14 protein-coding genes are annotated in these 13223 nt (G+C 41.8%); 5 read left to right on the top strand and 9 right to left on the bottom strand.

Annotated elements, in window-relative coordinates:
• Positions 1-73: 73 nt before the first annotated feature.
• Complete coding sequence (locus ACOOE0_RS05445; RefSeq protein ID WP_420401459.1) at positions 74-691, bottom strand: TetR/AcrR family transcriptional regulator; 618 nt, start codon at positions 689-691, stop codon at positions 74-76.
• A gap of 550 nt (positions 692-1241) precedes the next feature.
• Between ACOOE0_RS05445 and bla the strand changes: the two genes are divergently transcribed.
• Positions 1242-2144 (top strand): class A beta-lactamase, subclass A2, encoded by a 903-nt coding sequence (gene bla, locus ACOOE0_RS05450; protein WP_420401460.1) that lies wholly within the window; start codon positions 1242-1244, stop codon positions 2142-2144.
• Between the two features lie 22 nt (positions 2145-2166).
• Here the strand turns inward: bla and arsS are convergent, their stop codons facing one another.
• The 3 genes from arsS to ACOOE0_RS05465 form a co-directional block, all read right to left on the bottom strand.
• Positions 2167-3255, bottom strand: coding sequence for an arsenosugar biosynthesis radical SAM (seleno)protein ArsS (gene arsS / locus ACOOE0_RS05455; protein ID WP_138836776.1), 1089 nt, complete (start codon positions 3253-3255; stop codon positions 2167-2169).
• Positions 3256-3331: 76 nt separating this feature from the next.
• On the bottom strand, positions 3332-3667 hold the full coding sequence (locus ACOOE0_RS05460; protein WP_055397919.1) for an arsenosugar biosynthesis-associated peroxidase-like protein: 336 nt from the start codon (positions 3665-3667) through the stop codon (positions 3332-3334).
• A 92-nt stretch (positions 3668-3759) separates the two neighbouring features.
• On the bottom strand, positions 3760-4428 hold the full coding sequence (locus ACOOE0_RS05465; protein ID WP_420401461.1) for a TIGR04282 family arsenosugar biosynthesis glycosyltransferase: 669 nt from the start codon (positions 4426-4428) through the stop codon (positions 3760-3762).
• A 341-nt stretch (positions 4429-4769) separates the two neighbouring features.
• On the opposite strand from ACOOE0_RS05465, the gene ACOOE0_RS05470 reads away from it, so the two are divergent.
• On the top strand, positions 4770-5555 hold the full coding sequence (locus ACOOE0_RS05470; protein WP_420401462.1) for a patatin-like phospholipase family protein: 786 nt from the start codon (positions 4770-4772) through the stop codon (positions 5553-5555).
• Between the two features lie 110 nt (positions 5556-5665).
• On the opposite strand, the gene ACOOE0_RS05475 is transcribed toward ACOOE0_RS05470, so the two are convergent.
• On the bottom strand, positions 5666-6715 hold the full coding sequence (locus ACOOE0_RS05475; protein ID WP_420401463.1) for an FAD-binding oxidoreductase: 1050 nt from the start codon (positions 6713-6715) through the stop codon (positions 5666-5668).
• A gap of 123 nt (positions 6716-6838) precedes the next feature.
• Here ACOOE0_RS05475 and ACOOE0_RS05480 point away from each other — a divergent pair, with 123 nt between their 5' ends.
• The 3 genes from ACOOE0_RS05480 to ACOOE0_RS05490 all read left to right on the top strand — a co-directional run bounded on the left by ACOOE0_RS05480 (position 6839) and on the right by ACOOE0_RS05490 (position 11319).
• On the top strand, positions 6839-8308 hold the full coding sequence (locus ACOOE0_RS05480; protein ID WP_420401464.1) for a DUF5687 family protein: 1470 nt from the start codon (positions 6839-6841) through the stop codon (positions 8306-8308).
• Between the two features lie 183 nt (positions 8309-8491).
• Positions 8492-9187, top strand: coding sequence for an ABC transporter ATP-binding protein (locus tag ACOOE0_RS05485; RefSeq protein WP_420401465.1), 696 nt, complete (start codon positions 8492-8494; stop codon positions 9185-9187).
• Positions 9188-9516: 329 nt separating this feature from the next.
• On the top strand, positions 9517-11319 hold the full coding sequence (locus tag ACOOE0_RS05490) for an Ig-like domain-containing protein (protein ID WP_420401466.1): 1803 nt from the start codon (positions 9517-9519) through the stop codon (positions 11317-11319).
• 159 nt (positions 11320-11478) lie between these two features.
• Here ACOOE0_RS05490 and ACOOE0_RS05495 read toward each other — a convergent pair whose 3' ends face one another.
• From ACOOE0_RS05495 to ACOOE0_RS05510, 4 genes are read right to left on the bottom strand one after another with little or no spacing between them, the layout of a single operon-like run.
• Positions 11479-11850 carry a SnoaL-like domain-containing protein gene (locus ACOOE0_RS05495; protein ID WP_138836762.1) on the bottom strand — a complete coding sequence of 124 codons (372 nt, stop codon included), beginning with the start codon at positions 11848-11850 and terminating at the stop codon, positions 11479-11481.
• A 38-nt stretch (positions 11851-11888) separates the two neighbouring features.
• Positions 11889-12548 carry a DUF2461 domain-containing protein gene (locus tag ACOOE0_RS05500; protein ID WP_420401467.1) on the bottom strand — a complete coding sequence of 220 codons (660 nt, stop codon included), beginning with the start codon at positions 12546-12548 and terminating at the stop codon, positions 11889-11891.
• A 10-nt stretch (positions 12549-12558) separates the two neighbouring features.
• Complete coding sequence (locus ACOOE0_RS05505) at positions 12559-12849, bottom strand: putative quinol monooxygenase (protein WP_420401468.1); 291 nt, start codon at positions 12847-12849, stop codon at positions 12559-12561.
• Positions 12850-12852: 3 nt separating this feature from the next.
• Positions 12853-13167, bottom strand: a complete 315-nt coding sequence (locus tag ACOOE0_RS05510; protein ID WP_420401469.1) for a hypothetical protein — start codon at positions 13165-13167, stop codon at positions 12853-12855.
• Positions 13168-13223: the final 56 nt, after the last annotated feature.

Consider the following 13223-nt stretch of genomic DNA (forward strand, 5'->3'; position numbering starts at 1 on the left):
TTGCGAGCTTTAAGCACTTCTCGATACTAGATGCTTTCAGCATTTAACTCGGAGTGACGAATTCTTAACTGATTTAGGCTACTACCTGTCTTTCCTCAATGGCATTAAAATACAGTTTCAGCTGCTGAACATAATTATACTTCAACTGCCTGTTTGTACTTTCAGATAAAAGCGTTCGCATACCCAAATAAGAGGCAATAATATAGCTTGCTGCACCTTCGCAGTCCACATGTCGGGCAATATAGCCATCCACTTTTCCCCGTTTTAGAATGGAGACCAAGTTGACCTCCCATACTTTTAGGATATCCCGCAAATAGGTGGCAATTTCTTCGTTTCGTTTGCTGAATTCCGTGATAAAATCGTTCAACATAAAGCCATAGGCAATTTCATTGGGCCTACCGGGTTCTAAGGCCTTCTCAATACTATCCAAAATTACCGGCAAGGGATTTTCATGGGTATTTAAAGGTTCTACCAAAAGTGCATAAACTTTTTGCTGAACTAGATTTTGCACAATGGCAATAAAGTAATCCTCCTTAGATTTAAAATGATGGTAAAAAGCACCTTTAGATAAAGAAAGGTCTTTTAAGATGTCATCCAGATTGGTGTTGTAATAGCCTTTTTCATGGAAAACTTCCAGGCCTTTGGCACACAGGCGGTGCATGGTTTCGCGTTTTTTTAGGTTTTTGTCCATAAGATTTGGGTTTTGGGGGATTCTTAACGAATTCCTCGCAGTTCACTGCGGGGTTTCCGATTAACTGTCATTCCCGCAACCGCGGGAATCCAAACAAGCGAATTTCAATTTTCGGAAATTCCTTGTTCAGACTGTTAAGTCGGTTACAAAGTTTCCCCAGTTTTGTCCCAGGCTCAAGAATCAAGGATGTATTTGTAAGAAAAATCGGTGAAGTGACCAAAAAGGCCCCAAATCTTGAGAGGCAAAAAAATGGAACCGACCAGCGGGTCGGTTTAAGGGGTTCTTTTTTGGGATTAAAAACATAAAGCCAAAACCGATAAGCAAAAATTTAGATAGGATTTTTAACCAAAATTTTCCGAACTTCATCTCTACAAGTCCATTTAGGCACATTTTGCCATAAAAATCATTTTTGGAGGTAATTCTTCAATCTTAACCTACATTATGAATAAAATTTTCAACCCCATTTTCCTACTCTCCACATTTAAACTTTGGCAAAAAGAACTATAACCCTTCTTTAATTTAAATAACACCTAAAAACAAAAGATAAATAATGACAAAATACACGCTTGCTGCAATCTTGACCTTATTCATAGTTTCCATTCAGGGCTATTCGCAAAAAATGGAAACCTTAAGACATCAAATCGAGGGCATAATAAGTTCCAAAAATGCCACGGTTGGGGTGGCCATCAATGGGATGGATACTAAAGATACCTTGAGCATCAACGGTCAAAGGCACTTTCCTATGCAAAGCGTGTTCAAGTTTCCAATTGCGTTGACCATTTTAGCTGAAGTTGATAAAGGCCATCTCACCCTAGACCAAAAAATTGACATCAAGAAAAGCCAATTACTACCTGGTCTTTGGAGTCCGTTAAGAAAAAAATATCCAGAAGGGGGTTCGATTTCCATAGATGAAATTATAGAGTACACAGTCGCTTTGAGTGATAATGTGGGTTGCGATGCGCTGTTAAGATTACTGGGGCAACCTCAGGCCGTTGAAAGGTATTTTGCCAATCTCGGCTTTACCGATTTTGCGGTTAAGATAAATGAAGAGGTCATGCAAGGTAATTGGGATCTTCAGTTCCTAAATTGGACAACTCCAAAAGAAGCCAACAGGATATTGGCAACATTTTACAAAGACGACAACAATCTGCTCTCTAAGGAGAGCTATGATTTTATCTGGGACATAATGAAAGGGACCAAAACAGGAAAGAAACGATTACGCGGACACCTACCTGAGGAAACCGTAGTGGCACATAAAACAGGCTGGTCTGGAAAACATAAGGAAACAGGGATAACCGCTGCAGTGAACAACATAGGAATTGTTTTCTTGCCTAACGGGGAGCATTTTACAATTAGCGTCTTTGTCTCTGAATCATCTGAAACTCTTGAGGCCAATGAGAAAATAATAGCGGACATTTCCAAAGCAGCTTGGGACTACTTCTTGGAAAAGTAACGATGCTAACGCATAGAAGGGATTAGGCTACCGTTCCCTGGCAACTACTACCTGCCCCAGCGGTACAACCATAACAATGTTGGGATATTACAATGTTTCGGTCGTTTAGCAAGTCCTCGTTATAATCTTTGATGTGCTTCACCTTACTGGCTACTTTTAGTTCCAGCATTTGGTTAAAGTCACAATCGTACAACCATCCATCCCAACTTACGGAAATGGTATTGGTACACATTACATTTGAAACCGCTGAGGGATTATAGGCCTCCACAAGGGCATACATATAGTCCTCATAGTTGTCCGATGCAATCAAATAATCCAAGAAACGGGATATGGGCAGATTGGTAATGGCAAACAGATTATGGAACTGGATTCCAAAATCTTCATCCAGTGCTTTCTTAAAGTCGCGCTCCATGGCCATTTGGTCTCCAGGTAAAAAAGCGCCCGAAGGATTGTATACCAAATCCAACCTTAAATCACTCCCTGGCATACCGTAACCCACGGCGTTTAGTTCCTGTAACGCCTTGATTGACTTGTCAAAAACCCCATCCCCTCGCTGTTTGTCCGTTTTACCTCTGGTATAATGCGGCATGGAAGAAACCACATGAACATTGTGCTTCTTAAAGAACTCAGGAAGATCATAATACTTCTTGTTGGCTCGTATAATGGTGAGGTTACTACGCACAATAAAATCTTGGATGCCTGCTTTGGCGGCCTCCTCAACAAACCATCTAAAATTCGGATTCATTTCCGGGGCTCCCCCTGTAAGATCCAAGGTATGGGCGCCCGTGTTCCGGATAACCTCCAAACACAACTCCATGGTTTCGCGCGTCATGATTTCCTTCCGATCGGGCCCAGCATCCACATGACAGTGTTCACAGACCTGGTTGCACATGTAACCTACATTGATTTGCAAAATTTCCAGCTTATTCGGTCGTAGTGGAAAATGCCCAATCTCCGCAATCTTATCCTTAAAATAAGGAAGCTCCCCATCGGCGAAAATTCCCCCATTCAGGATTTCCAATTGCTTGTTGGTTTCCGCAAGCTCATTTTCCCTAGCCTTAAGGGATTTTTTAGCCGCTTTTTTTATTTGAGGTAATATGCTTTGTTCCATTTGTGTAAACTCAATTATTTGGTCTTGTTTCTAGAAGCGAAGCGGTCTAATATCCAAGAGCGCAGCGCGTCCATGCTTACATAGATAATTTGTTGTACTTGTTCATCATTTGCACTCCGTGCACTAGGGTAGCGCCACTTTCAATGGCAGCTCCAGCGTGAACCGCTTCCATCATTTCCTCTTTGGTGATTCCTCGCTGTAGCCCATCTTTGGTATAGGCATCAATGCAATATGGGCATTTGACCACGTGTGCCACTGCAAGGGCGATCAAAGATTTTTCACGAGCACTAAGTGCGCCTTCCTCAAAAACTTTTCCGTAGTAATCAAAGAATTTGTTGCCCAATTCCTCGCTCCATTCGGTGATTTTTCCAAACTTCCGTAAGTCCGCGGGATCGTAATATGAATTTGCCATCTGTTTTGCTTTTTTGGTTCGTAAATGTGAATAACGCTATAGCGTATCACTAATAATTAAATGGGAAAAAGAACCTTTCTCAGGTTCAAGAATTAATAGAGTTGGGTAAAACGAACCGGCGAGCCCTTGTTAAAGGGATTTTGTCGACTTAGGATTTCAGGAGATATTTCTATAGTTGAAATGAAGCGATGTTTTGTTTTCAACATTTTGGAAAACAAGGACAACCAATTTTTGCTCAATGTTTTCGCAAAATTAGAGAGATGTTTAATGTCGATTATTGAGTCTACATCCGATAAGGTTTCCAATGTAGCCAGTTGGCAAGCAACGGAATCAAAATAAGCAAGAGTGTCCCGATATAAGTTTGAAGTCTGCCAGGAAAGGGATTCCAACCCATTGGCGTCAAAATGTTCTCTCGTGATTCCCAAAAGGTAAAATCCACCATCCAATGAAGGGCCAAGAACCACCTTCTTTTGTAAAAGCAGCCTTGAGGCTTCCTGTATATGGTGTTTTCCTAGATGGGGACTGTCATTTCCGATGGCAATAACGTTGAGATAGCCTTTGTCAAATATGGCCTGAATAGCATTAACAAAACGTTTTCCAAAGGAATTTCCAACCTGTTCCTTTTCTGAGAAATGAAAATGGGGAAGATCAGTGGCCTCAATAACCTTTATAACGTGTTGATTGAGGGATTCCAACAAACCGCTGTCCGCATGCAATTTTTTTGCGCGAATATCCTCTTCGGCAGAATTGGCGAAGAGCAAAATGGCAGTATGTTTTGTATGCGCTTTGATTAAAACAGCTTATATGTAAGTAAACTTACAACAATCTAGGCTTCAATTTAGGTCGAAAAATGGGTTTTCAGTTTACATTTTATGCCGCTTTTTCCAAATTTTAACATACCGACTCCCCAGTCGGTCAACGAAAAAGGCACCCTCAAAAAAGTCCAGATTAAAATCGATGACATTTCGATAAAATGCACAAACCATCCCAATTTGTGTTTCAAACCGACCCGTCAGTCTGTAACTATTCCATAAATTTTCAGGTATAAACTGGATTTTTCCCTATTGGAAGCTAATTTTATCGTGCCTAAAATCTTGAATCTATGAACAAAGTAATTTCTGATGCAAAATCTGTAGGACTTGTGCTATCTGGAGGTGGTATCCGAGGCATGGCCCATATTGGACTGCTCAAGGCAATGGAGGAAAAGGGCGTTCGGGCACAAGTAGTTTCGGGTTCGAGTGTGGGAGCTTTGGTGGGAGCGCTCTATGCCAACGGGAATTCCATTGATGAGATGTTGCAGTTTTTTAAGGAAACCCCTTTGTTCAAATATGACTTTTTTGCCATCAACAAGCCCGGATTTATTGACACTGAACGTTATTTCAAGATTTTTAAGGGATACTTTCGGGAAGATTCTTTTGAGGCATTGCGAATTCCATTGTTTGTAGTTGCAACCGACCTCCTTAAAGGAGAAGAAAAGGTTTTTTCTCGGGGAGAATTGATTAGGCCACTGTTGGCTTCGGCAGCCTTACCGCCAGTATTTAGTCCAATTGAAATTGAAAAGACTCTTTATGCAGATGGCGGGGTCATGAACAACTTCCCAAAGGAATACTTGGATGACAAAGCGGATTTCATCATTGGCAGTAATGTTTCCATTGCAGATGAAATTGACAAAAGAGCCATCCGAAATTCCATTTTATTGGCCGGAAGGGTAACTGGCTTAATGATCTATGCCTCCAGTCACAGGAAGTTGTTGGAATGTGATATCAGTATAGAGCCCAGAGAGTTGGAAGGTATTGGCGTTCTGGACAAAAAAGGGATAGAAAAGGCCTTTAATATCGGATATGAACATGGGAGCAGGGCGTTAGAACTAGCAAGCGTTCCAAATTAGCCTGACACGAACCTGCCTACCGGCAGGCAGGTTTCACCAATTTATCGAATTGAAACTGGTTCCATAATATGCCCGCAAGCTCTTAACCCTTAACCTTTAGCACCTTTTACCTACACATCATCATAATCCACCTTTAAAGTGGGCGTCAACGGATGTGCTTGGCAGGTTAGGATTAGCCCTTCGGCAACTTCCCCGTCAGTTAGGATTTGATTTTTCACCATCTCGGCCTTTCCTTCCGTAATACGGGCAATACAGCTGCTGCAAACACCGCCCTGACAGGAATAGGGAGCATCTATTTTTTCCTTCAATACAGCATCGAGTACAAGGCTCTTTTTATCCATGGCGAAAGAAAAGGTCTCATCGTCCACCACTACTTCTACTTGGGTTTTTCCATCCAAGTTTTCGGCCAAGGTATCTTCGGACTCTGAGGCGGTAAATAGCTCAAAGAGAATTTTATCTTCAGAAACCCCATTGTTTTTCAAAGTGTCAGATACCGTATTGATCATTTCTTCTGGGCCACAAAGGTAAAAGGCATCAAAAGCGGTTTTCTTGAACTTGTTTTTTACAATAAAGTTGACGGTTGAGGTTTCAATCCTTCCAAACAGGGCGCCTTCTTCCTGTGAACGACTGTACACCTTTTGAATAAAAAACCTATCGGAATATTTTCTTTGTAATTCTTCTAAATCCTTTAAATACATGGTTTCATCAGGATTTTGGTTCCCAAAGACCAACACAAATGTGCTTTCTGGATGAGACTCCAAAACTGTTTGGGCAATGCTCATAATAGGTGTAATTCCACTGCCCGCGGCAAAGGCAGCAACATTTTTTGGGGAAGAATTTGGTTCAAACACAAAACGACCCTCAGGCACCATTACCTCCAATACATCCCCAGCCTTTAATTGTTCATTGGCATAAACAGAAAATGTACCGTTGGGTACTTTCTTAATCCCCACAGTGATTTGGCCTGATGATGGGGAAGAGGAAATGGAATAAGCTCGTCGGACCTCGGCTCCGTTCACCTCATGTTTTAGCGTGATATATTGACCAGCGGCAAAGGAAAATGTATCTTTTAGGTCCGTGGTTATTTCAAAAGTAAGTGCAACTGAATTTGGGGTCAATGCTTCCGTCGAAGCTATTTTCAAAGCATGGAATTCGCTCATTGTAATCAATTTTTGTGCAAAACTACGGATTCGGGCTATTTTGGAGTGCCAATTTTTAAAAAAGAGTACTTTTTGTAACAAATGAACGGAATGGGCTACTAACCAATCGATAAACCTCCAACCATGTTTAAACGTTTTATCCAGCTGCAGTGGAAATCCTTTTTCCGGTCTTCTTCTTTCGGAAAGGGGCTGGCTCTAAAAATTGTGATGATCTTTTTTGGACTCTATTTGTTGTCTGCCCTGGTTGGTTTGGGGGTGGTGCTCTACTTTGTCCTCCGAAAGATTTTCCCGGATCAAAATCCAATGTGGATGCTGAGCCAGTTTATGGTATACTGGATTTTGGTGGAGCTCTTCTTCCGGTATTTCATGCAAAAACTTCCTGTAATGGATGTGAAACCACTCTTGTCCATGCCAATTAAAAAGAGTGCCATCACACATTATATTCTTGGAAAATCGGCAATTTCTGTGTACAACCTGATGGCATTTTTCCTATTTGTTCCCTATGGATTGGTGCTGCTATCCAGAGGTTATCCCATATTAAACGTAGGTCTTTGGTTGGTGTCCATTATGGCCTTGGTCTTGTGTATCAACTATCTCAATTTTATAGTAAACAAGAGTGACAAGGCCTTGATGATCATAGGTGGAATTTTGCTCCTACTTTATGGGCTTGATTATTTTCAACTGCTTCCTGTCAGGGAATTTTTTGGGCCGCTATTTCATGGATTGTACCAATATCCCATTACGGTTTTGATACCGCTTACCCTGGCAGCAATTACATACTACATTAACTACAGATATTTGAGGAACCGTATATTTTTGGATGCTTCGCTCAAGACCAAATCCAAGGAAGCCAAAACATCAGATTTGGCTTGGACCAAACGCTTTGGGGATATGGCGCCTTTTTTACAATTGGATCTTAAAATGATTTGGCGCAACAAGAGGACCAAAGCCCAAGTAGTTATCTCCCTGCTCTTTGTTTTTTACGGCTTGATTTTTTATTCGCAGGAAGAATTCGCCAATATGATGCCCATGCTGGCATTCTTGGGCATCTTCATGACAGGCATTTTCCTGACCAATTTTGGACAATTCATACCGGCTTGGGATAGCTCCTATTATAGTATGATGATGTCCCAGAACATACCCCTTCGCAAATATTTGGAATCCAAAGCCAGTTTGATTTCGGTCAGTGTGGCGGTCATGTTTTTGTTGACCATTCCCTATGTCTATTTTGGATGGAATGCCCTTGCGATCAATTTTGGAAGCGCACTTTACAACCTCGGTGTAAACATTCCGGTTATCCTATTTTTTGGGTCGTTCAATAAGAAAAGAATCGATTTGGACAAGAGTCCTTTGGGGAATATGCAAGGCACCAGTGCTACGCAATTTTTGATTATCCTACCGGTTTTGGGGCTTCCCATTTTGATTTTTACCGGGGTGTATTTTCTTATTTCACTGGAAGCGGCTGTGGTTACACTTTCCGTTTTGGGAATTATCGGATTTGCGCTGAAAAGTAAACTCTTGGATGCCATCACGGAACGCTATAGAAAGAAAAAATATGGCATGATAGCCGGCTTTAAAGAAAAGGAAGGGTAAAACTATTGCGTGTTGTGGTTTGACACGAACCTGTCTGCCGGCAGGCACGTTTCACGAATGACACCTATAATAGTTTGACACGAATTTCACGAATGGCTCGAATAGACTTGGGTAAAAAAAAGATTGAACTTGAACTTGACTTTTGAGCTTGAACTTTAATATTGAACTTGATACTCTATCATTATGATAACTTCACAAAACCTCACCAAAAAATACGGATCGCAGCTAGTATTGAATATAGAATTCCTGGATATACCCAAAGGGCAGAGTTTTGGTTTGGTCGGGAACAATGGGGCTGGGAAGACCACCTTTTTTAGTCTGTTATTGGATTTGATCCAACCCACTACCGGGCATGTGGAAAACAATGGGATTCAGATCAATGCCAGCGAGGATTGGAAACCCTTCACCTCCGCCTTTATTGATGAATCTTTTTTGATAGGCTATTTAACCCCCGAAGAGTACTTCTATTTTATTGGTGACCTCCGCGGCAGAAACAAAGCCGATGTGGATAAGCTGTTGGCCTCGTTTGAAGACTTTTTCCACGGAGAAATTCTGGGGCAAAAGAAATATTTGCGTGACCTATCTAAGGGAAACCAGAAAAAAGCAGGCATTGTTGCATCCTTTATTGGCAACCCGGAAGTGGTGATTTTGGACGAACCCTTTGCCAATTTGGATCCCACTACTCAAATCCGCCTAAAGGCGATCATCAAGGAGTTAGCGGCCAAGGAAGGTGTTACCGTTTTGATTTCCAGTCATGATCTGGCCCATGTGACAGAAGTCTGTGAGCGCATTGTGGTTTTGAACAAGGGCGAAATCGTAAAGGATATCCAGACCTCTAAAGAAACCCTTCAAGAACTGGAAACTTTCTTTGGGGGGTAATCCCTACTCATATGGATGCGAAGGAGGCGTTTAACTTTTTTGACCTGTACCTAAAATACACATCCCTGATTTCGGTTTCCCGAAATCTTTCCCTTCTCAAGAAGGGAGGCTGACTGTTACCCAACATAAAATTCCCCTCTTGAGAGGGGCAGGGGTGTGTCGTTCTCGATACATCCCGAATAAAGTTCGGGACACTCGAACTGACGGTCTCGAAAAAACTGTATCAACTCCAAACCCCCATCCATCAATTCATATAGGGCATCCGTCAATTGGGAGGTGTCTGCTTGGACATCATCATTTTACTTTATGGGTTAACCATAAAAACCCAAATGATGAAAAGAATTGCGCAATGGGCCGCTGCGGCCCTATCAACGATTTTAATAGTACTCGCCTGTGGCAAAGATGATGGGCCAAATGCACCAGAGGCCAAAGCCCCAAATATTGTAAGCCATACGGAAAGTGGGCCTGTTGGATCTACCCTGATTATAAACGGCACCAACTTTGGGGCCTCCATTGCGGAAAATACCGTGACCTTAAATGGGGTGGCTGTAACACTAAGTGAGGCCAAAACCACCAAATTGACGGGAGAGGTGCCCGCAAATGCCACCACAGGCAAGATCCAGGTGACCACCGCTGGAGGTTCTGACACCAGCGAAGATGATTTTGAGGTAACCACAGGTGATGGAAATACCACCCTATCCTTGAACAAAACCACACTAACTCTCTATCCTTACGAACATTATATAGAAACTTTGGAGGCCACTACCAATATTGAAAACCCAACCATTAACTGGAACAGCAGCGACACCGATGTAGCTACTGTAGACGAAGATGGAGAGGTAACCCCCTTGACATTGGGAACCACCACCATCACCGCTTCCCTTAATGGAGTAACCGCAGAATGTGTCATTACTGTGGCAGATGGGCCTGTAAATTCACTGGAAATAACACCCAAAGAAATTGAGCTTTTTAGAGATGATACGGTGGACTTAGAGCTTACCATTGAATCAGAGGTTGAAAGTACTGGCGCAGCGGTATGGATTTCAGATAATGAAGAAGTAGCAACTGTAGATGAAGAAGGACAGGTAACTGCAATTTCTCCAGGGGAAGCAGAAATAACCGTGACAGTTGATAATGCTTCAACAAATCGGTTGATAACCGTAAAACATGATGTTATTGCTTTTGGAGCGGAAAGTGATGGATCAAAAAATAGGGCCGTGGTATGGAAAAATGGCGTTGCAGATTATCTGACGAACGGTGATAACAACGCTGAAATCTTGGCAGGATTTGTAGACCCCGCAACAGGAGATATATATGCCTCTGGATACGAGTCCAATGGCTCCAAACTTGTGGCTAAATATTGGAAAAATGGACAAGAAACAAAGATAACAACTGGTAACAGGGATGCCAAAGCGCATGATATAGCATTACTTAATGGTAATGTAATTACAGTCGGTTATGAAATGAATGATGAGAATGTACAGGTGGCCAAGGTTTGGCAAGATGGCAATGAACTTTTTGTATTGACCAATGGTGATAATCATGCCGAAGCACTTGGTATAGCAGTTGATAGCAACAATAATATTTACTGCGCTGGATATGAGAAAAATGGGAATTATAGAGAAGGTAAAGTATGGATGAATGGTAATCTGATTGATACTCAAACCAATGGCAATTATGATATACAGATTTCATCAATTGCTATTGAAGATGATGTAATTGGGATGTGCGGACATGAGAATGACGCTAACAATATTGGGACAGCTAAATTGTGGATTGTTGGGCAAGGTGTCAACCTAACAGAAGAGAATCACGCCAGAGCATTGGATATGCTTATTAATGGAGAAAACGTTTACGTAACCGGATTTGAATTTCAGGGAACGGCAATTGCCAAGTATTGGAAAAATGTGGAAGAAGAGGTAGAGCTAACTGATGGTGAATATTATGCCATAGCTCATTCAGTGTTTGTTCATGGCAACATTGCGTACTTCTCAGGATATGAAAGAAGTGGCACAAATGGAACTATAAATGTGGCAACATATTGGTGGCGAGATGGAGAAGGCGACATTGTAACAGAAGAGCTTACAGATGGTAACTTTAATGCCAGAGCATACGATATCGTGGTGAGATAAACGGGCTAAGATGAGTTAAGGACTTAACCAAAGAACTTTAAGTCTTAGCACAATTCTGTTTTTAGCACACAAAAAGGCTCCGCTTTTAAAGCGGAGCCTTTTCATTTCAGTAGTATCAAGCTTAAAAAGTTCTCGACTGCGCTCGAACTGACACTATTCTTACCCCCCCATCACAGAAGGATCATAAAAAAACTGGGCTTTGGTAATCTGGCCATTTTCTACTTGGTACATACAGAATTCTTCCATGTTGATACGGCCTCCCTGTTTAAAGGTCACATCACTGGTCATGGGTACCACAAAGTGGTTGCCCACTACCATGGGGTCGCCCACGGTTCCGCCATGGGATTCTTCAATATTACTGGCCCATTGGGCAAAACCTTGAAGTATGTTGTCCAGTCCTTCGGTTTTTTCGTTGGGCACACCTGGCATCTCCACGCTCACGGCATCCTTGGCATAAAGACCATAAGCTTCCTCATATTTGCCTTCCCTACAAAGGCCCACTAGTTTGTCTGCTACTTCTTGTGTTGTCATTTTGTTTCTGTTTTTATGATTAATAAATAAACTTGTTTTCAATCCAATGCTTGTCCCAGATAAGTATTCAAAGGTTTAATGGCTTCAAAATGGGATAACACCTCGGCCTGTAGTTCCCCATTTCCATAAAAAGGCTCCAAAGGAAACTCTGCCATGGCATAGAATTGTTTGTGATAGATTAAATCTGTTTTTTCTGCAATAGGAAGTAAACTTTTATCCAGACGCTTGGCTTTTTCGCCCTTGAGCTTGCCAAAATTTTGGGTAAAGGAAGTGTCTGAAACAAGCTTGATCAAAACCTCTGGGTCATCCGCAATATGTTCCCGCACTTTCTTTAACTCTGGTGGGCGCAGCATAAAAAGTCCACCACCTACATGGATGTTTTCCGCATCAATGCCCAAATAATACCCTGGTAAAACAGACTTTTTCCCATTAGGGGAGAAGCCAGCTTTTAAAATAGTGTGGTAGGGTGTTTTGTCCTTGGAAAAACGAACATCCCTGTTAATGCGGAACATGGCCTTTTTGGGGTCTGCAAGAATTCTATGATCCCATTCGGTCAAGTCGGGAATCAATTCTTCCAAAAGAAGCAAAAAAGGGTTTTTGACATCATTTTCGTACCGCTTTTTATTGGCATGGAACCAGTCCTTGTTATTGTTTTTGGCCAATTCCTTAAAGAACGAAGTATAGGCTTTTGTGATCATGCATAGGTTGTTATTGGATTTCATTTTGGAGCACTGGCCTGGGCATAATTTCGCAAAGCGGATATAGCACATCCGTAAATTCCCTGCAATAGCTACTCTTCTTGTGTAACGTTTCAGCCTCAGGGTTGGCAAAGGTCATCACATGTGTAAAACTTGTGGGGTCTTCAGCATCCTGGAATGATTTGTACAACAAGGTTCCAGGCTCATTTTCCTTAATATGGGAAATGAACTTGCCTACAATTTCCTTTACAGTTTCAAGGGAATCCGGTCTTACCTTGTACGGTACAAATACATGTATCATGGCTCAGTCCGTTTTGATTTTTTCCAAGGCGATGTCCGCTAATTTCCCCCAACTTTCGTGGTATTGGAAGTCCGCTTCATACCAACCTTTCAATGGCCCTTTGTTCTTGAAAGGGTTAAATTCCATAAGTTCAACTTCAATTCCTTCCACAGCAGATGGCTGTCCCAGCTTAAAAACCATTTTATCTTTTTTTGAGAAAAAAGCAAACACCTTCTTTTTATAGTGAATGGCCTGGGAACTCATCATTTTGCCTTCGGTAACACCAGCCTCTTGTAAGCAAAGCTTATCCCGTATTTCCAAGAATTTTTCGAACTCCATATCCCAAAGCTACAAAAGAGGCCTATGCAGGTAAAAGGGTAAATATGACACTTTTA

The organism is Flagellimonas sp., from assembly GCF_965215805.1.
In the GTDB taxonomy this organism is placed as follows: domain Bacteria; phylum Bacteroidota; class Bacteroidia; order Flavobacteriales; family Flavobacteriaceae; genus Flagellimonas.

Bases quoted from the DNA above. Each gene is read 5' to 3' on its own strand.
- ACOOE0_RS05460 (WP_055397919.1), bottom strand. From the start codon at position 3,667: ATGGCAAATTCATATTACGATCCCGCGGACTTACGGAAGTTTGGAAAA.
- ACOOE0_RS05445 (WP_420401459.1), bottom strand. From the start codon at position 691: ATGGACAAAAACCTAAAAAAACGCGAAACCATGCACCGCCTGTGTGCC.
- ACOOE0_RS05510 (WP_420401469.1), bottom strand. From the start codon at position 13,167: ATGGAGTTCGAAAAATTCTTGGAAATACGGGATAAGCTTTGCTTACAA.
- ACOOE0_RS05470 (WP_420401462.1), top strand. From the start codon at position 4,770: ATGAACAAAGTAATTTCTGATGCAAAATCTGTAGGACTTGTGCTATCT.
- ACOOE0_RS05495 (WP_138836762.1), bottom strand. From the start codon at position 11,850: ATGACAACACAAGAAGTAGCAGACAAACTAGTGGGCCTTTGTAGGGAA.
- bla (WP_420401460.1), top strand. From the start codon at position 1,242: ATGACAAAATACACGCTTGCTGCAATCTTGACCTTATTCATAGTTTCC.
- ACOOE0_RS05475 (WP_420401463.1), bottom strand. From the start codon at position 6,715: ATGAGCGAATTCCATGCTTTGAAAATAGCTTCGACGGAAGCATTGACC.
- ACOOE0_RS05490 (WP_420401466.1), top strand. From the start codon at position 9,517: ATGATGAAAAGAATTGCGCAATGGGCCGCTGCGGCCCTATCAACGATT.
- ACOOE0_RS05500 (WP_420401467.1), bottom strand. From the start codon at position 12,548: ATGATCACAAAAGCCTATACTTCGTTCTTTAAGGAATTGGCCAAAAAC.
- arsS (WP_138836776.1), bottom strand. From the start codon at position 3,255: ATGGAACAAAGCATATTACCTCAAATAAAAAAAGCGGCTAAAAAATCC.
- ACOOE0_RS05480 (WP_420401464.1), top strand. From the start codon at position 6,839: ATGTTTAAACGTTTTATCCAGCTGCAGTGGAAATCCTTTTTCCGGTCT.
- ACOOE0_RS05485 (WP_420401465.1), top strand. From the start codon at position 8,492: ATGATAACTTCACAAAACCTCACCAAAAAATACGGATCGCAGCTAGTA.
- ACOOE0_RS05505 (WP_420401468.1), bottom strand. From the start codon at position 12,849: ATGATACATGTATTTGTACCGTACAAGGTAAGACCGGATTCCCTTGAA.